This window comes from Flectobacillus roseus, from assembly GCF_030056595.1.
Taxonomy (GTDB): Bacteria; Bacteroidota; Bacteroidia; order Cytophagales; family Spirosomataceae; genus Flectobacillus; species Flectobacillus roseus.
Genome location: NZ_JASHIF010000004.1, coordinates 264,247 through 289,379, shown reverse-complemented (window position 1 = coordinate 289,379; position 25,133 = coordinate 264,247). Strand labels below are relative to the sequence as shown.

At 37.9% G+C, this 25,133-nt stretch carries 17 protein-coding genes; 7 read left to right on the top strand and 10 right to left on the bottom strand.

The window, feature by feature from the left end; all coding sequences use genetic code 11:
- Window positions 1-329: 329 nt before the first annotated feature.
- A complete protein-coding gene (locus QM524_RS05900) occupies window positions 330-2,783 on the top strand; it encodes an outer membrane beta-barrel family protein (protein ID WP_283343869.1) in 2,454 nt (817 codons plus the stop codon).
- A gap of 326 nt (window positions 2,784-3,109) precedes the next feature.
- Here QM524_RS05900 and QM524_RS05895 read toward each other — a convergent pair whose 3' ends face one another.
- Window positions 3,110-3,286, bottom strand: a complete 177-nt coding sequence (locus QM524_RS05895) for a hypothetical protein (protein ID WP_283343868.1) — start codon at window positions 3,284-3,286, stop codon at window positions 3,110-3,112.
- A gap of 422 nt (window positions 3,287-3,708) precedes the next feature.
- The gene (gene pgeF / locus QM524_RS05890; protein WP_283343867.1) at window positions 3,709-4,452 is read right to left on the bottom strand and encodes a peptidoglycan editing factor PgeF; all 744 of its coding nucleotides are present in this window, start codon (window positions 4,450-4,452) and stop codon (window positions 3,709-3,711) included.
- A 72-nt stretch (window positions 4,453-4,524) separates the two neighbouring features.
- Here pgeF and QM524_RS05885 point away from each other — a divergent pair, with 72 nt between their 5' ends.
- A complete protein-coding gene (locus QM524_RS05885; protein WP_283343866.1) occupies window positions 4,525-5,352 on the top strand; it encodes a polysaccharide deacetylase family protein in 828 nt (275 codons plus the stop codon).
- A gap of 58 nt (window positions 5,353-5,410) precedes the next feature.
- Window positions 5,411-6,784, top strand: a complete 1,374-nt coding sequence (locus tag QM524_RS05880) for a M20/M25/M40 family metallo-hydrolase (protein WP_283343865.1) — start codon at window positions 5,411-5,413, stop codon at window positions 6,782-6,784.
- A 213-nt stretch (window positions 6,785-6,997) separates the two neighbouring features.
- Here QM524_RS05880 and QM524_RS05875 read toward each other — a convergent pair whose 3' ends face one another.
- The 3 genes from QM524_RS05875 to pepT all read right to left on the bottom strand — a co-directional run bounded on the left by QM524_RS05875 (window position 6,998) and on the right by pepT (window position 12,139).
- A complete protein-coding gene (locus QM524_RS05875; protein ID WP_283343864.1) occupies window positions 6,998-7,618 on the bottom strand; it encodes a hypothetical protein in 621 nt (206 codons plus the stop codon).
- Between the two features lie 298 nt (window positions 7,619-7,916).
- Window positions 7,917-10,742 (bottom strand): DNA polymerase I, encoded by a 2,826-nt coding sequence (gene polA / locus QM524_RS05870; protein ID WP_283343863.1) that lies wholly within the window; start codon window positions 10,740-10,742, stop codon window positions 7,917-7,919.
- Window positions 10,743-10,891: 149 nt separating this feature from the next.
- Window positions 10,892-12,139 (bottom strand): peptidase T, encoded by a 1,248-nt coding sequence (gene pepT / locus QM524_RS05865; protein ID WP_283343862.1) that lies wholly within the window; start codon window positions 12,137-12,139, stop codon window positions 10,892-10,894.
- A 372-nt stretch (window positions 12,140-12,511) separates the two neighbouring features.
- Here pepT and QM524_RS05860 point away from each other — a divergent pair, with 372 nt between their 5' ends.
- From QM524_RS05860 to QM524_RS05845, 4 genes are all read left to right on the top strand, one after another.
- A complete protein-coding gene (locus QM524_RS05860; protein ID WP_095160893.1) occupies window positions 12,512-13,783 on the top strand; it encodes a citrate synthase in 1,272 nt (423 codons plus the stop codon).
- Between the two features lie 641 nt (window positions 13,784-14,424).
- Window positions 14,425-15,411, top strand: coding sequence for a septal ring lytic transglycosylase RlpA family protein (locus QM524_RS05855; protein WP_283343861.1), 987 nt, complete (start codon window positions 14,425-14,427; stop codon window positions 15,409-15,411).
- 140 nt (window positions 15,412-15,551) lie between these two features.
- The gene (locus tag QM524_RS05850) at window positions 15,552-17,699 is read left to right on the top strand and encodes a S9 family peptidase (protein WP_283343860.1); all 2,148 of its coding nucleotides are present in this window, start codon (window positions 15,552-15,554) and stop codon (window positions 17,697-17,699) included.
- Window positions 17,700-17,889: 190 nt separating this feature from the next.
- Window positions 17,890-18,786 (top strand): Rpn family recombination-promoting nuclease/putative transposase, encoded by an 897-nt coding sequence (locus QM524_RS05845; RefSeq protein ID WP_283343859.1) that lies wholly within the window; start codon window positions 17,890-17,892, stop codon window positions 18,784-18,786.
- A 138-nt stretch (window positions 18,787-18,924) separates the two neighbouring features.
- On the opposite strand, the gene QM524_RS05840 is transcribed toward QM524_RS05845, so the two are convergent.
- The 5 genes from QM524_RS05840 to QM524_RS05820 form a co-directional block, all read right to left on the bottom strand.
- Complete coding sequence (locus tag QM524_RS05840; RefSeq protein WP_283343858.1) at window positions 18,925-20,958, bottom strand: glycosyl hydrolase family 95 catalytic domain-containing protein; 2,034 nt, start codon at window positions 20,956-20,958, stop codon at window positions 18,925-18,927.
- Between the two features lie 36 nt (window positions 20,959-20,994).
- Complete coding sequence (gene kynU / locus QM524_RS05835; RefSeq protein ID WP_283343857.1) at window positions 20,995-22,257, bottom strand: kynureninase; 1,263 nt, start codon at window positions 22,255-22,257, stop codon at window positions 20,995-20,997.
- On the bottom strand, window positions 22,200-22,754 hold the full coding sequence (locus QM524_RS05830) for a hypothetical protein (protein ID WP_283343856.1): 555 nt from the start codon (window positions 22,752-22,754) through the stop codon (window positions 22,200-22,202). The genes kynU and QM524_RS05830 overlap by 58 nt, the downstream gene beginning before the upstream one ends.
- A 141-nt stretch (window positions 22,755-22,895) precedes the next feature.
- Complete coding sequence (locus tag QM524_RS05825) at window positions 22,896-23,441, bottom strand: C40 family peptidase (protein WP_283343855.1); 546 nt, start codon at window positions 23,439-23,441, stop codon at window positions 22,896-22,898.
- Window positions 23,442-23,647: 206 nt separating this feature from the next.
- The gene (locus QM524_RS05820; RefSeq protein WP_283343854.1) at window positions 23,648-25,045 is read right to left on the bottom strand and encodes a glycoside hydrolase family 30 protein; all 1,398 of its coding nucleotides are present in this window, start codon (window positions 25,043-25,045) and stop codon (window positions 23,648-23,650) included.
- Window positions 25,046-25,133: the final 88 nt, after the last annotated feature.

The window sequence follows — 25,133 nt, the reverse complement described above, 5'->3', positions numbered from 1 at the left end:
TTTACTTCTAATAATCAACCACTTATCATAATTCATCTATCTCAATAAACTTTTTTTACAATTTTTGTATCGTCATCTGCAACCTTTGATTGCCCTTCTGCATCATATCTACAAATTCTCTCACAAGTCATTTTTTTCTTCCAAATGCTTTCTTGGCTTAATTTACCATTTATCATTTGGAGAAGCCAATCAGGTAGTTTGCATTGCAAAGTAGCTTGCATAACAATTAACTTTAAATCAAATCTCAAGGAGAGATATAAACATTCACATTACCTCAGGTGCCTCTAAACCTATTTGAGACACGATACAATGATAAAACACTTCAAAAGATGAAACGATTTATACTTTCGACAATCATTACTTGTGGATTAAGCTATGCGGGAATGGCACAAGTAAAAGGAAAAATTTCTGGCTCGGTTAGCGACAACCAACATAAAATTGTAGAATTCCCAACAGCAACTTTACTTAAAGCAAAGGATAGTACTTTGGTAAAAGGTGCACTGGGCGATGCTAACGGACATTTTGAGTTTGAATCCGTAAACGCGGGTGAATATCTTGTAAGTGTGACGCAAATGGGATACAAGAAGTTTTTTACCCCAAAAATCATTATTTCGGAAGGAAATAATAATATCAACTTGGCAAGTATTGTATTAGTAGAAGAAAGTAAACAACTTGGCGAGGTTACGGTATCTGCTCAAAAGCCATTTATCGAACGTCAGGTTGATAAAACTGTAGTCAATGTCGAAAACAGCATTATGGCGGCTGGTTCTACTGCATTAGAGGTATTAGAGCGTTCTCCCAATGTGATGATTGACAAAGATGGAAACATCAGTTTGAAAGGCAAACAAGGAGTACGTGTCATGATTGACAGTAAAATTTCTTATTTATCTGGTCAAGATTTAGCGAACTTTTTGCGTAACCTTTCGGCTGAACAATTGGCTCAAATCGAAATTATGACTAACCCTTCATCAAAATATGATGCAGCAGGTACGGCAGGTATTATCAATATTAAGTTGAAGAAAAATGTCAATATGGGCTTGAACGGTTCAGCCAACGTAGGTGTTGGACATGGGAAATATTTACGTGAAAATGCTGGTATCAACCTCAACTATCGTAATGGCAAAGTAAATGCGTATGGCAACTATAGCTGGAACGAACGTCGTCAGGAAAATACGAATGATATTTACCGCTATTTCAGAGCACAAAACGAAATGTATCATGCCGACGGAAAAAGAATAAATTTTAGCTATAATCACTCTTTAAAAGCGGGTGTCGATTATTTTATTTCTGACAAAACAACCATTGGTATCTTGGTAAATGGCTCGTCTGGAAGTTGGGATTCTGATTCGGCCTTGACGGTGACAACCAAATATGTCAACAATAAGCTTACGCAGACCATTCCTACGGCAAATAATGTATCGCAACCTTGGAAGAATATCTCGACTAACCTAAACTTAAAACATACTTACGATTCTACTGGTAGAGAGTTGACGGTCGATTTGGACTATGCATATTATGACAATCGCTCAAGCAATGACTATATTACACAGTACTTTAATGGGAATGATTTGACAAGCAAATTTCGTTCTGACTCTACTTTGGTAAATAAAAGTCTTTCAGGTATCAACCAATATTCGTTAAAAGTAGATTACACCTTACCAGTTTCGAAAGTTACTAAATGGGGAATGGGAGTAAAAGCAAGCTATGTTATTACTGATAATGATTTAAGATTTTATGAAAAATTAGAAAGTAGTGGTTTGAATTTGTTGAAAAGAAATAGCAATCAGTTTGTGTACAAAGAAAACATCAATGCTGCTTATTTAAACTATCAAACCAAATGGAATAAGTTTAGTGCACAATTAGGTTTACGTGCGGAATGGACGATTGCAGATGGCAAATCTACGAGTTATGAAACCTTAAAAGATTCAACTTTTACACGTGATTATTTGAAATTGTTTCCAAGTGCATTTGTGCAATACGAAGCCAATAAGAACCATACATTAGGCGTAACCTACAGTCGTCGTATCGACCGCCCAGGATATGACCAGTTGAATCCATTTGTCTTTTTCTTAGATCCATATACTTATCAAGTTGGAAACCCTTATTTGCGTCCACAATTGACCAATTCATTTGAACTGACACACTCGTACAAGGGTATTATTTCAACAACAGTAAATTACAGTCATACGTCTGATTTTATGTCAGAAATCTTGAAACAAAATGATGCAACTCGAGCTACTTACCAAACGGTAGACAACTTAGCACAACAAGATAACTTCGGCGTGACAATTTCGGCTCCAGTGCCAATTACAAAATGGTGGATGAGTGTGAATGAATTTAACTTGAATTACACAAAAGTTCAAGGAGCTATTCAAAACATCAATGTAGTTCCGTCAGCAACCAACTATTATTTCAACTCGAATAATACATTTAGCTTAGGTAAAGATTACAAACTTGAATTAGGAGGTTGGTACGTTTCTGGTGGTCTGTGGAGTATTTTCAAAATCAACTCGCAAGGTGCAGTAAACTTCGGTATCCAGAAAACATTGCTTGACAAAAAGGCTACTTTGAAATTGAACGTTCAAGATATTTTCTTTACCAACAAAGCCACAGCGACGACACAATATGGCTCGGTTGATATTATTTCAAACAATACATGGGACAGTCGTCAGGTACGTTTGACATTTAGTTATCGCTTTGGAAACTCAAAAGTGTCAGCTGCTCGCAACCGCTCAACAGGCTTAGACGAAGAAAAAAGTCGTGTGAAAAATGGCGGGAACTAGTCAAGTGCGGAGTTTTGAATGGAGAGTGTAGAGTGAAGTTAAGTTACTGGGCAAAATAAAATTTAAGATTTAGCTTTGTGCTTTCAGGTATCGGCTTTCGGCGGTGGGCTTTAGGTAAAATGTATGTCTGTGGTTATGAAAAAAAACATTTTAACACTCTTTGTCTAGTGCCTAAACTCATAAATAAAATCTTATTCTGCACGATTACTTATAAATCGTAAATAAACAAAAAAGACTTGAGATTGGAGAGGTTACTTTCCGTTCTCAAGTCTTTTGCTTATCAAGAGGTTGCCGAGTTGCTTTTGTTTTTTCATAGATACTTTTTGCTAGCTTACGCGGTACATCGTCGCGCTCTGGTTACGAAGCATAAAAGCTAAAACAGCTTTCCAGAACGATTTGCGACTATTCTTTTCAGATTTTGCACTACCTTTTGTAGTTTTTGAAGCTGCGGCATTTTGTGATTCCTTCACAATTAAGTCTGCCAATAACAAGTTGTATTTCATAATGAATGTATTTGAGTGAAGAGTGTCTTCCAATCAATCTTGGAAGGTTGCAAAAGATAACACGAATGCAATTTTCTGTAAATCAAAAAATTACGCAACATTTACCACTCCTTAACTAAACCAGTGTTATCTCGTTTGGTATTATGACACAAAGTTAAAGCATTAAGTTTCAAAGAACCTAAAATATATAACTTTTCGAATACAAGTTCTTTATTTACTACAATTTTATTGAATTTTACCAAGAATAAAGCCTTTAAATAAGTCAATAATATCTTTTATTTCCACAAAATCAAAAATGGCTATCGAAACAAGATTCGATAGCCATCTGTATAAATTTCAGAAAAAGAATGTCTATAAAGCAGTTTAATTAACAATAGTTAACCCTGGTTTTCAAATCCGTCAGGTAATTGTCAAGAGAATAATTATTCAGGCTGGATGCCTATGATGGTTGTAAATCGACCAGTATTACCTTTTTCTTTTCGGAAAGAGTAATAGTCGTCATTATTTAAAATCGTAGAATACTGAGAAACCTGAATGTTTTCAATCGGAACACCACAGTCTAACAGTTGTGCAAGATTGGCCTTTTTCAAATCGATTAAATACTTTTGGCGCTCGTCGTCAAACCTTTTAAAATCTGGTTTAAATTCATCAGCAACCTCGATACCTACTTCAAAGTTTTTTTCATCGATACAAGTACCTACATAAGCAAAACAATTTTCGGGTCTTGTCCCAAACTCTTCTTGCATTTTCTGAAGCGCCTTTGCGGTGATTTGTCTGACTGTTCCGCGCCAACCTGCATGTACTGCACCGACTGCCTGTTTTACAGGATCATAAATCAGAATTGGTGTACAATCGGCTACTGTTACACTCAAAAAAACACCTTTTCTGTTTGAAACCAATGCATCATAACCTTGAAATGTTTTGCCTCTAGTTGCCACAACCACCTCATCGCTGTGGGTTTGTCGAGAATGTGCTACTCTACGTTCTCCAATTCCTAAAGCATCATACAAAATTCTGCGGTTTTGAATAATTGTTTCTTTTTTGTCACCACTATACAAGCCCAAATTGAGCGAAGTATAAGGTTTTTCGCTTATGCCACCATGCCTGGTGGTTTCTGCAGCAACTAAATTTGTAAATTGCTCAAAAATTTCAGGTCGTCTGAACATGTTTTATAAGTTTAAATTTTTCCCGCTACAAAGTTATAAGAATATCGAGTGTACATTTCAACCTTTCAATAAATGATATTTATAAGACAAAAAAGAGGGATAATTGCATTATTAGTGGCGCTAAGTATGAGCAGTTTATGGCTTTTCAGAAGCTTCCTCTTTCCACAAAATATGCCCAAGGCTGGAATCGCACTCTCCTTTGATGACCGATTCATCAAAGAATGGTACTTATTACGCCCTCTATTTAGGAAATATAATGCGCATGTGACCTTTTATTTGACTCAGCCTGATAGCCTTAGCGCTGAAGAATGGAATATGTTAGGTGCGTTATCCAAGGATGGGCATGAAATTGCTTGTCATGGTGCAATACATACCCAATCCATACCTTTTGTGTGGCGTAATTCGATACGAGAATACTTTGAAGTAGAAATATTTCCCGCTTTAAACACCATGAAAAAACATGGCTTTACGCCTACGACCTTTGCCCATCCAGGAGGCTCGCAGTTTTGGTGGCTCGACCAAAAGCTTTACCAATATTTCAATTTATTACGAGATGTTTCTCTCAAAAAAAGAAAGCTAGGGAACTGGGTATTTGAGCGAAAGATTGATGAGATTAATGAAATTTATTTTAGACCTAATCAATCCAAAAGCGTAAGCGCCCTAATGATTGATAATGGTAATGAACTCTCAGAAAAAGAGATACTAGACGTATTAAAAAAGGCAAAGAGTACCCAAAGTGCTGTTATGCTTTTTGGACATAAACCGCTATTTCAGTCTGCGAAGACAGGACAAGAATATGGATTTGAAGTCGAATTTTTGACGTATATTTTGTCAGAAAGTGCTAAATTAGGTCTGAAAACCTATACAATGGCTGAATTAAGCCAATTCAACAAACCGTAATTACAATTCAATCCACAAGTGTTTGGCTTCGTCTTACACACAAACATTACCTTTATTCATGAAAAAAAAATACTCCTTCATCACAACACTATTGCTGTCGGCAACGCTTAGTCAGGCACAAACTGCGGACTCGGTTGTCGTTAAAAAATTATATGATGCGACTCTTTCTCACGGACAGTCTTACGAGTGGCTTCGTCAACTAACTACTCAAATTGGTGGTCGTTTGGCTGGTTCTGCCAATGCTGCCAAAGCTGTACAATGGGGCAAAAGTGTACTTGAGCAAGCAGGTGCAGATCGTGTTTTCTTACAAGATGTGATGGTTCCTCACTGGGAACGTGGCGCAAAAGAAGAGGCCTATATCGTTGTCGGCAAACAAAAAATCACAGTTCCATTATTGGCATTAGGAGGTTCAATTGCAACACCTAAAAAAGGGATTCAAGCTGAAGTAATCGAAGTTCAGAACTTTCAAGAATTACGTGCTTTAGGAAAAGAAAAGTGCGAAGGAAAAATCATTTTCTTCAATCGCCCAATGGATCCTACTAAAATTAATACGTTTGAAGCCTACGGCGGTGCGGGTGACCAACGTCGCAGTGGTGCCAACGAGGCTAGTAAAGTTGGCGCTATCGGTGTAATTATACGTTCATTGAGTAATACATTGAACGACTATCCTCATACAGGCTCGATGCAATACGCTACAGGCGTTCCATTGATTCCTGCTGGAGCTATCTCAACAAATGCGGCTGAGTTGCTTAGCAAAACCTTGAAGGAAAATCCTAAGACACAGTTTTTCTTCAAACAAAACTGTGAGACTTTGGACGATGCCCCTTCTCACAATGTAGTAGCTGAGATTAAAGGTTCAGAAAAACCAGATGAATATATCGTAGTGGGTGGTCACTTAGACTCTTGGGATGTTGCACAAGGCGCACACGACGATGGTACAGGTATTGCTCAGTCGATGGAAGTGCTACGATTGTTTAAAGAGTTAGGTATCAGACCTAAGCGCACTATCCGTATTGTTCTTTTTATGAATGAAGAAAATGGTAACCGTGGCGGTATCAAATACGCAGAGTTAGCGAAGCAGAATAATGAGAAACATATCTTCGCCTTGGAATCAGATAGCGGTGGTTTTACACCAAAAGGCTTTGGTATTCAAGGAGCGGCAGCTTCTGTTCTAGAAAAAATCCAAGGATATAAATCTTTGTTTGCTCCATACGGTCTACACGAAATCGAGCGCGGTGGCGGAGGTGTCGATATCGGCCCATTGGGTCCACAAGGAACAGTGTTGATTGGCTTCAAACCAGATTCTCAACGTTATTTTGAATATCACCATGCTTCGAATGACAAATTTGATACCGTAAATCAACGTGAATTAGAGCTTGGTGCAGCTTCTATGGCTTCATTAGTTTATTTGCTAGATAAATACGGTTTGTAAGAAACCTGAGTCGTCCCTAATTTAGTGATTGAGCGGATGAGTGATTATGTTAAAATTTGTATTTTAGTAGTAGAGACACAATGTTTGCGTCTTGAGCTGAATAAAATCTAGTATAATAGCATCAAAAAGCGGTCGAAAAATATTTTTCGACCGCTTTTTGATGAAAATTATGGAGAATAATCCCAATCCTAAAAATTAGGGATAACTCATGTTTTATCTTCCATGTCCATGACTTCTGCCTGGTCTTCCAGGACGTCCATGCCCTCTTCCTAAACCAAAAAGGCCTCCGCTGTCTGTCCTTTGAAGTCCATATCTTATCAAAAAACCATAGAATGATTTCGATGAGTCATAATATTCATTACTAAAATCATAATATCCTGTTACCAAGCCAATTCCCCATTTGGGAGATATTTGTGCAAAAATGCTATAGGTCAGTTCTAACATCAAACTTCCTTGGGAGTCAAAGAGTTTTCCCGCTCCTATTGTCATTTCATTGGCAAATATTCCCATATTACAAACATCCATTGTCACTCTTGCTTCCAAAAAAGAAGTAGTATCAGGGCGCAAAGAGTTTCTTCCGTAGGCAATCCCTAAATCTACAATATTAAAAGACTTTCCTATTTCTATATTCTGAGCCACACGGTCAGACAGCTTACCAGCGCCAGTGTAAATAGCAAAAGGCATACTTCGAACATATATAGGAGCATTTTTCCATTTGAGTCCCAATTTCAAAGAATCTTCAGCGGGAGCCTGTGACTGAGTTATAGTGGTTTGAGAATATATCTCATAGCAAGAAAGTATGCTCAGTAGAGCATAGCATAGTAATTTTTTCATGTGCTTAATGGAACGATATTCTTAGTATATGTTTTTACGAAGATATTAAAAAGAAGAGAGGATGCTAGTCCAATGGTTGGAATATTAATATTCTATTGCTATAATTAGAGATAAGCATGAACGATGAATTAGCTCAAATACTGATAAAATACAGATTCGATTGGTCTGTAAACTTGCATTTTCTAGACATAGAACTTTTTATTTTGTTGTAAAACTATTTTATGGATTTTAGGATAGAATCCTTAGAAAAAATAGGTGCTGGATAGGAATCCAGCACCAGCGTGGGGACATATATTTTCTAATGCGCCTCTAACCAGTTTTGACCAACGCCCATGCCTGTTTCCATTTTTACAGGAAAATCTATTGCATGAATCATTAAGTCATTTACTCGTTCTTTTAGTAAATCTAACTCATCGCGATGAGCGTCGAATACTAATTCGTCATGCACTGTCAAAATCATGCGAGAACGAAGTTTTTCTTTTTTGATAAAGTCATTCACTTTAATCATTGCCACCTTAATCATATCTGCTGCCGAACCTTGAATTGGTGCATTGATGGCATTTCGTTCTGCGAAACCTCTTTCGACCATATTCTGAGCATTGATGTCTCTCAAATATCTTCTACGACCAAGAATCGTCTCACAATAACCTGTATCTCTAGCCTTAATTACAGCTGAATCCATGTACTGTTTTATGGCTGGAAACTCTCTCCAGTAACTATCAATAATTTCTTTGGCCTCAGTTCTTGAAATTGCAATTTGTTGTGATAAGCCAAATGCCGAAACGCCATAGATAATACCAAAGTTTACCGTTTTAGCCTTACGACGCATATCAGAAGTTACTTCATCCAAACTTACATTAAAGACCTTTGCTGCCGTAGTTGCGTGAATATCTCGGCCTTGATTAAAAGCTTCAATCATAGATTCGTCTTGAGCAAACGCCGCCATGATACGCAATTCTATCTGAGAATAATCGGCAGATAAAATCAAATATTCTTCATTTCTAGGAATAAAAGCTTTGCGAATCTCACGACCACGAGGTGTACGAATTGGAATATTTTGCAAGTTTGGATTGGTACTTGACAAACGACCCGTAACCGCCACAGCTTGATTAAATGAGGTATGAATACGACCTGTTGTTGGCGAAACTAGCTGAGGCAAGGCATCGACATAGGTAGATTTTAGTTTTTGTAATTCTCTAAAATCTAGAATCTTTTTCGCAATCTCATGCTCAGATTCTAGTTTAGACAAAATCTCCTCCCCCGTCATATATTGACCTGTTTTGGTCTTTTTAGCTTTGGGGTCAAGCTTGAGTTTTTCGAAAAGAATCTCTCCTAATTGTTTCGGTGAACCAATATTAAATTCAACTCCTGCCAATTCGAAAACCCTATCTTGGACGGTACGCATATCGGTTTCCAGCTCTTTTGACATATTACCCAAAAACTCGGTATCAATACGTACACCTTCCATTTCGATATCAGCCAAAACCTGTGTCAAAGGCATTTCTACCTCTTCAAACAATTTGACTGCGCCAGCATTTTCAGCTAAAATCGGATGTAGCCTATCTTTGAGTTGCAAAGTAATATCAGCATCCTCCGCTGCGTACTCTTTGATTTTTTCCAATTCTACATCTCGCATATTGCCCTGCTTCGCTCCTTTTTTCCCAATCAATTCCTCAATCGAAACAGGCGTGTAGTTCAAATAATCTTCCGCCAAAATATCCATATTGTGGCGTTTTTCTGGCTCAATCAGATAATGTGCCAACATGGTGTCATACAATTTACCTCTTACAGTCAAACCATATCTTTGCATTACCATCAAGTCATATTTGATATTTTGGGCAATTTTTTCGATGTTTTCATTTTCCAAAACAGGACGAAACTCATCGACAATCGCTTGTGCCTGCGCTTGATCGGCTGGTACAGGTACATAAAATGCCTCTCCTTTACGATAAGCAAATGCCAATCCTACCAATTCTGCCTCCACAGCATCAACACTGGTCGTCTCTGTATCAAAACAAATAGCCTCTTGTAAACTCAAGAAGTGTACCAAGTTTTGACGTAGCTCTGGGGTATCTACGGCATGGTACTGGTGAATGGTAGAATAGATATTTTGCTTAGATTCGAGCGTAGTTTCTGTAACAGCCAAAGGTTTTTCAGAAACTAATCCTCCGAATAAATCCATCTGACCAGCGGCAGCAGCTTTGGAAGCTTTTGCTGAAACAGTTTCCTCTTTCGCTACAGGTTCTGACTCTTCACCCAACAGACGTTTGCGTAAAGTTCTAAATTCAAGCTCGTCCAAAAGTGGAGAAAGAACTTCTTTATTTACCTCCGAAATACGTAAAGATTCTTCGTGAAACTCAATCGGTACTTCACACAAAATAGTTGCCAACTCTTTTGACAGTAAGCCCTGTTGAGCAAAGTTGACTACATTTTCTTTCTGCTTACCTTTCAACTTATCTGCATTAGCAATCAAGTTTTCTACGCTTCCAAACTCAGCAATAAGCTTTTGTGCTGTTTTTTCACCAATCCCAGGAATGCCAGGAATGTTATCGACAGCATCGCCCATTAAACCTAAGATATCGATCACCTGAGATACACTTTCGATACCCCATTTGTCACAAACCTCTTGTGGTCCAAGAATCTCAACGCCCTTGCCCATAAAAGCAGGCTTGTACATTTTGATACGTTCCTCTACCAACTGACCGTAGTCTTTGTCGGGAGTCATCATGTAAATTTCCATATCCTCATGCTCACGAACCGCTTTTTTGACCAAAGTACCAATGACGTCATCAGCTTCGTAGCCTTCCATTAATAAAATAGGAATGTTCATGGCTTCCAATAAGCGCTTTACATACGGAATCGCAACAGTAATATCTTCAGGTTGCTCTTGACGTTGCGCCTTATATGCCTCAAACTGCACATGGCGAAACGTAGGCGTTGGCGTATCAAAGGCAACACCTAAGTGTGTAGGTTTTTCTTTGGCTAAAATTTCAAGTAAGGTATTAGCAAAACCAAAAACAGCACTAGTATTAAGTCCTTTTGAACTAATACGAGGCGTTTTTTGAAACGCAAAGTGAGCACGATAAATCAATGCCATTGCGTCGAGTAGGAATAATTTTTTCATAAGGTTGGGTTTTATGCACATAAAATTACAGCATCTCAAGTGCATAAAATGAAATAGCTCAAATTCGTTGTGAGAAGTTAATACAAATTTAGGAAGGTAAATCCTACTTTTATCATTTTAAGATAAAGTAACACCCATTCTCCTATCATCTATGCCTTTTCCTCCCAAATACAACATAAATTCACAATCGTTTCGACAGCCTTTTCCATATCTTGCACTGACACCCATTCGTGCTTCCCATGAAAAGCATGTTCGCCTGCAAAGATATTTGGGCAAGGCAAGCCCATAAATGAAAGTCTAGAACCATCTGTCCCACCACGGATACTCATTTGCTTGGCAGGAATACCTGCACGCTCGATAGCTTCTAGCGCATAAGCCGTTACATGAGGATATTTATCCAGAATCTCTTTCATATTGCGATATTGCTCATACACCTCAAAAATCGCCTTCGAATTAGGGTAGTTTTCCAATACTTTTTCCATGATGCTTTTCAAAAAAGCTTCGTGTTCATGAAGCTTTTCTTCTGTAAAGTCACGAATGATAAAACTAACCGATGCTTCTTCTACTGCACCTGAAATACCAACAGGATGGATAAAGCCTTCTTTTCCTTCCGTGGTTTCGGGAGAAAGAGTTTCTTTGGGCAAATTTGTCACAATCTCAGCCGCTATTTTCAAGGCACTTTCCATTTTACCTTTAGCAAAACCCGGGTGTTGACTCACCCCTGTGATTTTAATTACCACACCATCAGCCGAAAATGTTTCATCTTCCAACGAACCCAATGTTTCTCCATCGATAGTATATCCAAAATCAGCGCCTAGTTTTTCAAGATCGACTTTGGCCGTTCCACGACCAATTTCCTCATCAGGGGTAAACAAAATTCGAACTTTCCCGTGTTGTATTTCAGGATGAGTTATAAGATAATAGGCAGCATCCATAATTTCGGCAACGCCTGCTTTGTTATCGGCACCTAATAAAGTTTTGCCACTTGCGGTAATGATATCGTTACCGATTTGGGTAGGCAAATCAGGATGTTCGGCACAACGAATTATCTGAGAATGATCATCTGGCAAAACCAAATCCTGCCCTTGGTAGTTATAATGAATAATAGGTTTTACGTCCTTTCCTGAACAATCTGGGGAGGTATCTACGTGCGAACAGAAGCATATTACAGGCACCGATTTATCAGAAGTAGCTGGTATTGTGGCATATACATAACCGAATTCATCCAGTTCAGCATCGCTGATACCCATGGCGTGAAGTTCGTCGACCAATACTCGACTCAAATCCTTTTGTTTTTCGGTCGAAGGTTGTGCAGATGAATCTGGGTCTGATTGAGTATCAATTTTAACATAACGTAAAAATCGCTCGGTTACGGTATTTTTATATGATTTAAGCATAATTTTGAGTAATGAGTATGGTATTTTGAACAAAAACTATAATAAAACCAATCAAAATGGTCTAATAAAATTCTAATATATTTATTGTATCAGATTGATTTATTTAATTATTTGAAGAATTTTTATGGTTAAAATTATTTATTAAACAAGTTTCAACAAAGGTAATGAAGGTTTCAAATTTCGTGATTATCTTGCAGAAACATTCTTGCGGGAAATATTATGAACAGCCATAGAATTGTACAATTTCTATATGTATCTAAATTTACCAAAGAATCCGATAATGATTGCCATGTAAAAGGCAATTTTCAGTAAATTCGCTTCGTCAAAATAAAAACAAAATTTCAAAAGGTTAAGCCAAATAATATATAGGTTATGTCAGATTTTGCAGAACTATCATTAGGTGACAAACGTATTCAGTTACCTGTTATTACTGGAACTGAAGATGAAAAAGCAATTGATATTGCCAAGCTCCGTGATGAGACAGGTTATATTACAATTGACTCGGGTTACAAAAACACAGGTGCTACGAAAAGTGCGATTACATTCCTCGATGGTGAATTAGGAATTCTCCGTTACAGAGGATATTCAATCGAAGAATTAGCTGAGAAAGCTTCTTTCTTAGAAGTAGCTTACTTGTTGATCTACGGTGAGTTGCCTACTGCAGAACAATACGCAACATTCGAAAATTCGATCAAAATGCATACTATCGTTAATGAAGATATGCGTAAGATTTTTGAAGGCTTCCCGGTAAATGCTCACCCAATGGGCGTTTTATCAGCGATGGTTTGTGCTATGTCGGCTTTCTACACAGGCGATAAATCTGGTTCTGACGAGTTAAACATTATCCGTTTAATGGCTAAAATGCCATCAATGGCAACTTGGTCATACAAAAAATCTCAAGGTCACCCTGTTAACTACCCAAACAACTCTTTGGATTACTGCTCAAACTTCTTGAATATGATGTTTGCTTTGCCAGTAGCTCCTTACCAAGTTGATCCAGTAGTTTCGGCAGCTTTGAACAAATTATTGATTCTTCATGCAGACCACGAACAAAACTGTTCTACTTCAACAGTTCGTTTGGTTGGTTCTTCTCATGCAAGTTTATACGCTTCAATCTCAGCAGGTATCAATGCCCTTTCTGGTCCATTACACGGTGGAGCCAACCAAGAAGTAATTGAAATGTTGGAAGCAATTAAAGCTGATGGTGGAGATACTGCTAAGTATATTGCAATGGCAAAAGATAAAAACTCAGGTTTCCGCTTAATGGGCTTTGGACACCGTGTTTACAAAAACTTTGACCCACGTGCAAGAATCATCAAAAAAGCAGCAGACGATGTATTAGCCGCTTTAGGTATCAATGACCCAGTGTTGAAAATTGCTTCTGAATTAGAAGCAGCAGCATTGAGCGATGAATACTTTGTAGCTCGTAAATTATATCCAAACGTTGACTTCTATTCAGGAATTATTTACCGTGCATTGGGTATTCCTACTGATATGTTTACGGTAATGTTCGCCATTGGTCGTCTTCCAGGTTGGATCGCTCAATGGAAAGAAATGAAAGCAAATAAAGAACCTATCGGTCGCCCACGTCAGGTATATGTTGGTGCTACTCCACGTGAGTACGTATCAATGGACCAAAGATAATTTCTTACCAGACTATTTAACATGTAGAGATTCCTCGAAAGAGGAGTCTCTTTTTTTTGTCTCTAAAACAACGTAGCTCTAGGCTTCATACTGCTTTTTAGGAGATATTTAAAATGAAAAAGACCTCTATTTTTTTCATTTTTATTGAAAAAAAATTACTAAAAGCTAAGCTTCGATTAACGCTTTGCCTTCACCTTCCGTGCTTATGAATGCAACTAGCCTATTCTTATTCAACTTATTAATTTTCAGATGTCCTATCTATTTTAAAAGGATTGAGAAAAATCATTTTTCACTTTTCCAAGAAAGGTTATATACGTTATTCTTTTCACAAAACTTGTCTTATAACTTCCAAACCAAGGAATCAAACTTGGAAAGCCCCTCCAATAAAAATTTGCTTTTTGCGTTATTTCTCGAAAGTTTATTCTGAAATAAAAAAAAAATCCAAAAGCTAATTTTTTGATAGTCAGATATATATTTTTTTTCATTACCTTTGTACGATGTTCTCCAGACATAGAGCATACTATTCATGTACAGATTTCCTACCCAAAGTGGTACTTCATTTATCTTTGGTTTAAGGGTTTTTGGTCTTCAAAAAACCATTTTTCAGCCTCTTTTACCAAATAAATTTAAAACCTAATTCTATGAGGATTATCAAGCATATAGTACTTTTTTGTGTTTTCTTCTGGCAACAGTTTTTAACAAAAGCACAAGTTGGCGAAAAATATTACGGACGAGCGTCCTATTATGCCGACAAGTTCCACGGACGAATGACTTCCAGTGGAGAGTACTACAGCCGAGACGAATACACTTGCGCCCATCGCAATCTTCCTTTCAATACCATCTTAGAGGTAACCAACACCAGCAATAATAAAAAGGTGATTGTAAAAGTAAACGACCGAGGTCCTTTTGCTTACAGTCGTGTGCTAGACCTTTCTTTTGCCGCTGCTAAAGAACTAGAACTTCTTGCAAATGGTGAAGCCGAAATCCAAATGAAAATCCTTTCTATGGATAACCCTGCTTATATCTTACCAAGTTTTGAGCCTGGCGAGAAGGGTGAATTTAACAAAGAGTTCCGTCAGCATCTTCCCATAAAATTCGAAATGAAAGATGGAAGAATGGTGCTGGATACCGCTTACAAAGCTCCTGTTAGCACAGTGGCGGCTCCTAATGTCATCGCAAGTAATCAGTCGACCAATGCTATTCACAAATACATTAGAGTTGTGAAAGATGTAGACGGTAACTACAAGCTTGATTCTTCTGGCACTGCCGAAACGGCTCTAATCACCCCTCCTCAACAGCAATCATTAGAAGTAAGTACAGCTGTTGTTAATGCATCATCCAATGCCCAAAATACTACTGGACATGACTATCTGAATGTGTACACAGATGAGGAAGGTCGTATTCGTGTCAGAAATAGCAAAAACGAATCTATTGGGAAAGTGAGTGCCAATGCCAAAGAGGTAGTAAAATCAGCCTCTACTAACAAAACAGATGTAACACCAACTAGTCAGGTATCTGAAAAACCTAAAGAGCCTACCAAAGAAAATACATCTAAACACTCCTATCTACAAGTAATCAAAGATGCGGATGGTCGCATTAGAGTAGAAACCAAAAACTCTAATAACTAGAGTACGTTGTTGAGAGTTAAGTATATGCATCAGAGCGATAAAAAAGCTAGTTTCTTCCAAGAAACTAGCTTTTTTGTTAGATTTGTTCTGAAGCTTGCCTTCCAAATCCCTTAACATTTTTCTAATCTTACTTCATTAACATGATCAAACGCATATCGATTGTCCTGCTAATGGTAACGAATGGTTTGTTTGCCCAAAATGGCACAGACAAAGTATTGGTTACCGATATGAACAAAATCAAAACAATTGGTTCTGTCAATTTATCTCCTGATGGCAAGAAAGTTATCTATTCTGTTCGTACCGACGAACCGAGCGAAGAAAACAAACTAGAGTTTGATTATCGATCTCACATTTGGGTCTCGGATTTTCAAACTAATAAACAGCTTACACGTGGTTTAGAAAGTGTAGGTAGCGCCGCTTGGTCACCAGATGGGAAACAGATTGCTTTTGCTCGTGGCGTAAAAGGTAAATCACAAATATTTATTATGCCTTTGGATGGTGGAGAAGCTTTTCAATTAACCGACCTAAAACAAGGTGCATCTAATCCAACTTGGTCTCCAGATGGAACTAAAATTCTTTTTTCAGTAGGTACAACAGTCAATGAAATGTTGAAAGACACCTTACTGAATCCTTCAAAAGCGTTACCTTCTTGGTCATTTGAAAAAGCTGGTTTTAAGGATAATACCTTTTTAAAACCTGACAAAAAAGTAAAACCAAATCCAGATGGTTCATTAGCAGAAATTAGAGCTTATTTAGACAAAGATGTTGAAGATAAAAAAGCTAAAGTTTTCAGCCGTTTGAATTTTCAAGGAGAGGCCAATACCGATCCAGAAATACGTTTCAATCTACTTTTTGTCATAGAGGTAAAAGAAGGAGCCAAAGCCAAACAACTTACGCATGGTTTTTGGTCATATAATGGTGCTACATGGTCGGCTGATGGCAAAAAGATCTTTGCTTCATGTGGTAGAGACACTACTTTGCATCCAGATAGAGAGCAAAACTCAGCTATCGTCAGTATGAATGCCGATGGTAGTGATTTAAAATATATCATCGCAAAAAAAGGAGTAAGTTATTCCAATCCTACCCCATCGCCAGACGGAAAATTGATTGCCTTTACTCAATCAGAAGTAAGTTGGTTAGGCTTCAATCAGCTACTAATTGCCAACACTGATGGAAATAACATTACGCCAATCGTGTTTGATAGAGCCTCTGGAAATTTGGAATGGACAGATGATTCAAAAGCTTTATATATGACAGCTCCTTCAAATGGAGGAACACCCATATATAAGTTAGATATTACCACTAAAAAAGTAGAAAAGCTTACTGACTTTAATTCGGGAATTACGGCATTTGATATTGCTAAAGATAAAATTGCGTTTGCTAAAACTGAAGTTAAAAATCCGTCAGAACTTTATATCTCAGATTTGTTAGTGAAAGCTCCCGTAAAGCTCACCGCTTTAAACGACGAGTGGCTTAAGACCAAAGCGATTAGTTTTCCAGAAAAACGGACTTACAAAAACTCTAAAGGCTTAACCGTGGAATATTGGATCATGAAGCCTGCAAACATGGAGAGCGGCAAAAAATATCCTCTTCTACTCAATATGCATGGAGGACCAACCGCAATGTGGGGCCCAGGTGAGAGTTCAATGTGGCATGAGTTCCAATATTTTTGTTCGCAAGGTTATGGTGTTGTATATGCCAATCCTAGAGGTTCGGGTGGATACGGCAAAGATTTTCAATTTGCCAACTATCAAGATTGGGGAACAGGTCCTGCTGAAGATGTTTTGGCTGCTGCATCAGATGCCGCTAAAGAATCATGGGTAGATACCTCTAAGCAAGTATTGACAGGTGGTTCTTATGCAGGTTATCTTACAGCATGGATTGTAGGACATGACCATCGTTTTAAGGCAGCCTTTGCTCAACGCGGCGTATATGACCTCACAACCTTTATGGGTGAAGGGAATGCCTGGAGATTGGTACCAAACTACTTTGGAGGATATCCTTGGGAAGAGAAGATCAAACCAATTTTGGAAAGAGAATCTCCATACACCTATATCGATAAAATCAAAACGCCTTTGTTGATCAAACATGGTGAAAATGATTTAAGAACAGGGGTAATTCAAAGTGAAATGATGTACAAATCCATGAAAATCATGGGTAAAGAAGTAGAATATGTGCGAATGCCTGGTGGAACACACGAGTTATCGAGAAGTGGAAATATTCGCCAACGAATCGACCGCATGTTGCGTATCTATGAGTTTTTTGAGAGATATGTAGGAAAAAAATAATCCTATAATGATGCTAAAACGAAAGCCAACTTGACATATTCAGGTTGGCTTTTGTTTTAATCTACTTTTCACTATTTACCTGTAGTATTTTTTCTTTTTCCAAGAAACTATAAATCAAACATTTAGACAGTATAGAGGTAAGTCCTGAAAATTATCTAACTTTGGATTTTAGAACTACTCCTTTACAAACATGAAAGCAAAATATCTTAATCCATTTACGGACTTCGGGTTCAAGAAAATCTTCGGTGAAGAAGCCAGTAAGCCACAACTTATTGACTTCCTAAACTCCCTTTTGCCCGAAAGAGACCAAATCGTAGAACTCACCTTCAAAAACAATGAGCAATTAGGCTTTACGCCCTATGACCGAAAAGCCATTTATGATATCTATTGTGAAAATCAGAATGGTGAAAAGTTTATCGTTGAGTTGCAAAAAGCCAAACAGAATTATTTCAGAGAAAGAACCATTTACTATTCCACTTTCCCGATTCGAGAACAAGCAGAAAAAGGTATTTGGAACTACAATCTCAAAGCGGTGTACTGCATAGGCGTGCTAGATTTCACCTTTGATGATTACGAATCTGAACCTGAAAAATCAGAAGTCGTTCATACCATCAATCTCAAAAATCAGAATGGAAAGGTCTTCTACGACAAGTTGACTTATATCTATCTGGAAATGCCTAATTTCAAAAAAGAAGAACATGAGTTGGCTACAAGACTAGATAAATGGTTGTATTTCATCAAAAATCTGGAAGACTTTCAAAACATTCCAGAGTTGTTTAAAGACGAAGTATTTACTCACGCTTTTCAAGTCGCTGAACTAGCCAAAATGGATAGGGAAGATTGGGAACGATACGAATACAGTCTTAAAGTATTTAGAGACAATAAAGCCACCTACGATTATGCTGTCGAAACAGCACGTGAGGAAGGACTCCTAGAGGGTATGATGGTAGGAAAACAAGAAGGTAGACAAGAAGGTAAACAAGAAGAGCAACGAAATATTGCTCGACAAGCTAAGATGATGGGACTTGACACTTCTAGCATTCAACAATTAACAGGGCTTTCTTTGGAGGAAATTGAAAACCTATAAAATCTGAGCAATCACATATTTTAAGATTCGTGCTAGTCTCTAATTTTTCATCAAAAACGGTCGAAATAGTAATTTTCGACCGTTTTTGATTTTAGACGCCACGCAAAGAATTGTATATCTGATTAATATTTTTTACGCTTACTTGTTTGTTACAGTATATGTTTTTTTATGAACCCCTACTCCCTTTATGCTTAATGATTTCCAATGTTTAGGAAGTTTGATAGATTTTATTTGTTCGACTCCATTTTCTTCAATTTCTAGCCCACCAAAGCCATTCATAAGAGTTTGTAAAAAACCTCCTGCACCCGTGGCAAAATAGGGGTTATCACCTCCGGCAGTTTCTGCCAAGACTTTAAATGGTGGCACCTCATTAGGCTGGTAGCTTTTTACCATTAAATCAAGAGCCTTCTCGGATTCTCCCAAACGTGCATATAAAATCGACAAAATAGCCCAAGACATAGCTGGTCCGTCAGGAGACATTTTTGCTTCATAATAGTGTAAGTCTCGTTTAATATCCTCAGGATTGCTTACTTGATGCATGGGATACGATAACAAGTTTACATCTGCCTGTTTGATAATTTCGCCCTTGTAAGTAGCGTGCTCCATTGTCACACCGTTGGTATCTTTTAGAATTACAAGATTTTTCATAACCTCCTCCCACAAAGGATTTGCCTCTAGATGTAGCTCGTCAGCGGCATCTATCGCAAATTCAAGAACTTCTTTCGTCATTCCATTAGTGTAGGCATTGTCGTCCACATTTTCAGCCCATTCATCTGCACAAACTACGTTGATAATATGGTATTTTCCGTCAGAACCTTTCTCTGCACGACTTACCCAAAAATCAGCTACTTCTTTTAACATGGGATAGCCACGAGTTTTAAGCCATTCTTTATCTTTGGTTACTTGGTAATATTTCCAAAATGCCCAGCCAACGTCTGCTGTGATATGATGCTGAAAAGGGCCTGTCAATGCCCATACGGGAGTTGACTCCTGCCCCTTGTCATCCGACTCCCATGGAAACATAACTCCTTTATAGCCATGCACTTTGGCATTGTTACGAGCGGCCTCCATTCGTTGAAATCGGTATTCTAATAATGATTGGGCCATTTCAGGATGCAATAACAATATCGGAGGAAACATCCATACTTCTGTATCCCAAAACACATGTCCATTATACCCTAAGCCTGACAAACCCATAGGAGACAAACTATAAGCTTGTCCTTCACGACAAAACGAATACAAATGATATAAAGCAAAATGTGCAGCTCGTTGAACTTCATCATCACCTTCTATCTGAATATCTGATTGCCAAAGTTCATCCCAAGCAGCTTTGTGACGAGCCAATAAACGATCATGCTTTTCAAGTGCTGCATAAATCGTCAACCGTTCTGCCTCGTTTAGTGGATCTACATTTTGTTCAGTCGAAATAGTAGAACCAACAACGCTAAAACGATAAGTTTGACCTGCTTCAAGTTTTTTAGTGAACTTCAATCGGTGCAAACCATAATCCCATTCCTCATGAATAACCTTTGGTTCAGCACCTCTTGGCTCTTCAAAAATAAAAGAATTAGAAGCGGCTAAAGTATGTTTTCCAGTTGGAGATTTAGCGACGGAAGTCAACAATGGAATTTGAGCATGAGGACGGTCTATCAAATGAAAAGTATTTTTGACATCTCGTAAAATATCTGGTGCTGACATCAAGCTATAAGGCGTTATTTCACACGCTTTTTGAGCCGTAATCTCAATGTCAATCATCATGGAATGAGGCAAGTGCCGCAAGGCCATCATGGATGACTTTACACTTACTTTTCCCTGATAATCAAAACTGGTGGAGAATATAGCATTTCTCATATCAAGGGATTGTTGATAGGAAGAGATATCATTTTTACTGACCTTTTTTCCATCAACCTCTAAATCCATATTCGCAAAATCAAACGTTTTGAGAATATTAGACACACGTCCGCGACCATAGGTGTCAAATGCTCCATTGAGAACGACATCCTTCACATGAAGAGGCTCAGGCGACGAAACTATACCAATCATTCCGTTGGCAACCGTAACGCCATAATATCCCTTTGCGTCAATATTATCAGCTTTTACTATCCAAGGATCTTGTGCCATCAGCTTTACACTCGCAATGCAAAGACTCAAAACAAGAGTAAGTTTTTTCATAATTTTAATGGATTGTTTATAAAAATGGACAAAGCACTATGACACGCCTAATGCCACTCCTACTTTATAGACTTCAGTAAAAGTATTGTACAAAGGTACAGGCGATAGTCTAATGACATTAGGCTCACGCCAATCACCGATAATTTGGTGGTCTACTAATCGATTAAAGAGCTCTTTTCCATTTTTTTCTGCTAAAATAGAAATCTGACAACCATTTTGTTGAGTATCTGCAGGGGTAATGATTTTCAGAATATGATTATTTTGCTCATTAAATTTTTTCAAAATAAACCTTAAAAAGCCTGAAAGCTTAATACTTTTAGCTCGTAAGGCTGGTAGGCTAGCAGCATCTGTTATTTCTAGGGCGGCACGATGACAAGCCATAGCCAGAATTGTTGGAGTGCTCAGCTGCCAACCGTCTGCGCCTTGCATTGGGACAAAGCCCTTTTCCATTTTAAAACGTGTAGCTTGGTCATATCCCCACCAACCCGCCAATCTTGGTAAATTAGAGGCATGATGTTTTTCATGAACAAATACACCAGAGACCCCTCCCATACCAGAATTGAGGTATTTGTAGGAACACCAAACCGCAAAATCAATGCCCCATTCATGTAGTTGAAGAGGGATATTGCCCACACAATGCGCCAAATCAAAACCTACGACGATTCCATAAGCTTGCGCAGTTTGAGTAATCAGAGGCATATCTAACACCTGTCCATTATAGTAATTGATTCCGCCTAGCATCACCATAGCCAAGCTATCTTTATTTTCGTGAATCAACTGAAGTATATCTTCTGTGTAAAAAATATGCTCATTTTCTCTTGGAAAAACTTCAAGAATTGCTGTTTGGGGATCAATATCTCTTGTTTTGAGATGTGTTTCTAAAGCATACTGATCTGAAGGGAAAGCTCCTGCTTCAGCCAAGATTTTGAAGCGAGTAGAAGTTGGTTGGTAAAAAGTCGTCAGCATCAAGTGTAGATTTACCGTCAGGTTATTCATCACTGTAACCTCCGAAGGCTTAGCTCCTACGATTTTAGACAAGGGTTTTTTAAGATGTTGCAGATAATTAATCCAATTATCATCACCTGTAAACCAGCCTTCTACGGCAAGATTACGCCATTTTTCGAGTTCTTGATCTAAATAAAGGGAGGTATTTTTGGGTTGAAGTCCCAATGAATTACCACAAAAGTAGATTTGTTCCTGACCCTTATGGATAGGAATATGAAATTGAGAACGAAAATCTTTCAGTACATCTTCTGTATCAAGTTGTTCTGCAAATTGCTGTTGGTTGAAGTATTCCATTTTGTTGATGATTCCTCGTAATGTTTTAGTTCATCAAATTTAATCATTCCTGAGAAAATTTGGTTGTTGCTATATACTGGGAGTCCCAAAATCAAATACTTTATTTTACCCCTAACCTGAAAATGAAGATCTGAAAAACTTGTTTGTTTTATAAGCGAATCTTGTTGCCACTGTAATCCTGCTACAAGCCCTTTTAGCTTTGATACAACATAAACACTAGAGTCTTGAGCTTGAGGACTAGGAACGAAAGAGAATTCCACTTGACAAAGTGGATCAATAGTATAAGTACGATTTGCAGAATGCGCCGAAAAGGTCGAGTTATTGAGTGTTGGATTATTAATCGTAGAAATGGTAAAACATATAAAAACAAGCATTAAGGTAAATAACAAGTGTAGGGTTGTTTTCTTGGTAGGAAATATCCTTTGTACTAATAAAAACAAAAAAACAATTGTATAAATATTAAGAAGGATGATGAGTAAATGAATGACAATATTCATTGTGGTATAGATTTCTGGTGTCTAAACGATACAGTTTAATCAAAGCGTTGGTAGACAAGTACTAGGGCTCTCCCCTACAAACAAACGAAAGAACGAAAATCAATTTTATAATAATAGTGTGGTGTGTTATACAAACGTATCTTACTTCTTAGAAGAGCGGTTTTTTCGCTGTGGAACCATATCGAGCAATCCTACTACACGCTTGATACTAATAAATCGTCTACGATAATAATCAGACTCTAGATAGTCATAACGTACGCCGCCATTCCAAGCTGAATGTATAAACTTGATGTAGGTATCACCAACTTCTGTAATAATACCAACGTGTCCAATGCGACTACTCCCTGAATTATGTCCTTTAAAAAAGATTAAATCGCCTGGAAGAGCTTCAGTTTTGGCTATTTCATCTCCGATTAGAGACTGCGCTGCACTACCGTGAGGGAGCATCATACCAAAGTTGCGAAAACAGTAGCGTACAAAGCCCGAACAGTCAAATCCACTGGTTGAGCTTCCTCCCGAACGATACCTAAAATGCAAGTGATCATGTGCAAAATCGAGAAGATTGTTGACAATCGACAACGGATGATAACTAGACCTTGTTTCGGTAGTATCTTTCCGAATTTGTTGTGCTTTGGAGGCTACACCAGAAGTAATGAGAATGCAGGTTAGAAATATTTTTTTTAGCATAATATTAAGGCTTCTAAAAAGGTAACTATTTGCAAATTAGTACAAAATCTTCATAATTAAAAGATTCTGTACTAATTGCAACGGATTTTTTCGTCCTTTAATTATACTTTTTTTCAGAAAAAATAATTTTTAGTCGTTTATCACCAAAGAACATGATTCATTTTATGTAGTAATTTATTGCCTTTTTCCATGATAAACCTAATACTTTACCAAACATAAGTCGCCACAGCGCCAGCGGATAAAGTCTGTTGAATTTTCTTATTTTGATGACTAATCATAAAGGTGGAAGGTTTATTGCTTTCATTTAAAACTATCAGTACAATACGCCCTTCAGCTGTTTTAAAAGCAATATTTTGTAATCCCACCGTCGTATTTGAGGCAATTCTCTGGGCATTAGGACGTACAAATTTAGAAGCATGTGCCACAATATAATAGGCTGGATTGCGCTTAATTTCATTTTTATCAATCGTCAATGCACCTAAGCATTCGGTACAACCACCGTCGGTATGTGGATTTTGCTGAGGATCAGCAGCTAGATTCCATTCCAAAACGGTTTTACACCAGTTACGTGGTGCTCCAATAATCAACGTTTTAGTATGCCATGCTAAATCTCCTGCAAAATTCCCTGGCGCTCCTATCCACTGTTCGGTAAAATAGAGATTCTTGTCTGGATGTGCTTCGTGTACCTGACGAATATTTTCTACGCTTCCCCCGTATAGGTGAAAAGCCGAGCCGTCTACATACTGACGTACTTCTGGGTCATTTAAGATGGCGATTGGATAATCTGGACGGTCAGCGTTGTGGTCATACAACCAGATTTTGGTGGTAATTTTTGCCAATTTAAACGCCTTCCCTAAACTTTGTTTGATAAAGGCTCCTTGTTCTTCAGGTTGCATCAACAAACTTGGATTATTGCCTGGATGCAATGGCTCATTTTGAATCGTGACAGCATCAATATGGATACCTTCCTTTTTCATACTCTGGATATATTTAACAAAGTATAAAGCGTAAGCATCATAATATTTGGGTAAAAGACTTCCTCCTTTCGAGTTACTATTGGTTTTCATCCATACGGGTGGTGTCCAAGGTGACCCTAAAATCTTAATGGCTGGATTAATTGCCAAAATTTCTTTCAAAACAGGAATCAAGGCTTTTTTTTCTTCCGATAAATCAAACTTTTGAATTTTCTCGTCTGTTTGACCTCCAGTTAAATCATTGTAAGTAAATACATGATCACTCAAATCCGAAGCTCCGATACTAACCCGTAGATAGCTGATACCGATGTTTTTGCCATCAAAAGCAAACAGTTCTTTTAAAAGTGCCTTACGCTTGTCGGCATCCATTTGCCATAACAAGGTTGCACTTCCACCCGTTAAGGTGAAGCCAAAACCATCCATTGATTGAAATTTCTGTTTTTCATCCACAAAAATCGTAGGAAGTGTACTCGATTGAGGGCTGAAAGTAAAGGTTTCTGCTTGCTTCTCAAATAGTTTTGATTGGTCTGCATGAGTCAGCCATACCTCGGCAGTTCGTGGTCCTTGAGCATGAGTTACTTGCCAGCTCACAAGCGTGGCCAGTAAGATTTTTGAGATTGTTTTTTTCATAAAAATAGTTTTAAACGAAGGGGAGTATTAATTGTAAATGATGAGTTTTGAATTGTGAATATGAATTTTCAAGATAAGCGTCAGCAAC

What these genes read in the sequence shown, in the direction of transcription:
- QM524_RS05900 (WP_283343869.1), top strand. Translation starts at nt 330, where the DNA reads ATGAAACGATTTATACTTTCGACAATCATTACTTGTGGATTAAGCTAT.
- QM524_RS05895 (WP_283343868.1), bottom strand. Translation starts at nt 3,286, where the DNA reads ATGAAATACAACTTGTTATTGGCAGACTTAATTGTGAAGGAATCACAA.
- pgeF (WP_283343867.1), bottom strand. Translation starts at nt 4,452, where the DNA reads ATGTTCAGACGACCTGAAATTTTTGAGCAATTTACAAATTTAGTTGCT.
- QM524_RS05885 (WP_283343866.1), top strand. Translation starts at nt 4,525, where the DNA reads ATGATATTTATAAGACAAAAAAGAGGGATAATTGCATTATTAGTGGCG.
- QM524_RS05880 (WP_283343865.1), top strand. Translation starts at nt 5,411, where the DNA reads ATGAAAAAAAAATACTCCTTCATCACAACACTATTGCTGTCGGCAACG.
- QM524_RS05875 (WP_283343864.1), bottom strand. Translation starts at nt 7,618, where the DNA reads ATGAAAAAATTACTATGCTATGCTCTACTGAGCATACTTTCTTGCTAT.
- polA (WP_283343863.1), bottom strand. Translation starts at nt 10,742, where the DNA reads ATGAAAAAATTATTCCTACTCGACGCAATGGCATTGATTTATCGTGCT.
- pepT (WP_283343862.1), bottom strand. Translation starts at nt 12,139, where the DNA reads ATGCTTAAATCATATAAAAATACCGTAACCGAGCGATTTTTACGTTAT.
- QM524_RS05860 (WP_095160893.1), top strand. Translation starts at nt 12,512, where the DNA reads ATGTCAGATTTTGCAGAACTATCATTAGGTGACAAACGTATTCAGTTA.
- QM524_RS05855 (WP_283343861.1), top strand. Translation starts at nt 14,425, where the DNA reads ATGAGGATTATCAAGCATATAGTACTTTTTTGTGTTTTCTTCTGGCAA.
- QM524_RS05850 (WP_283343860.1), top strand. Translation starts at nt 15,552, where the DNA reads ATGATCAAACGCATATCGATTGTCCTGCTAATGGTAACGAATGGTTTG.
- QM524_RS05845 (WP_283343859.1), top strand. Translation starts at nt 17,890, where the DNA reads ATGAAAGCAAAATATCTTAATCCATTTACGGACTTCGGGTTCAAGAAA.
- QM524_RS05840 (WP_283343858.1), bottom strand. Translation starts at nt 20,958, where the DNA reads ATGAAAAAACTTACTCTTGTTTTGAGTCTTTGCATTGCGAGTGTAAAG.
- kynU (WP_283343857.1), bottom strand. Translation starts at nt 22,257, where the DNA reads ATGGAATACTTCAACCAACAGCAATTTGCAGAACAACTTGATACAGAA.
- QM524_RS05830 (WP_283343856.1), bottom strand. Translation starts at nt 22,754, where the DNA reads ATGAATATTGTCATTCATTTACTCATCATCCTTCTTAATATTTATACA.
- QM524_RS05825 (WP_283343855.1), bottom strand. Translation starts at nt 23,441, where the DNA reads ATGCTAAAAAAAATATTTCTAACCTGCATTCTCATTACTTCTGGTGTA.
- QM524_RS05820 (WP_283343854.1), bottom strand. Translation starts at nt 25,045, where the DNA reads ATGAAAAAAACAATCTCAAAAATCTTACTGGCCACGCTTGTGAGCTGG.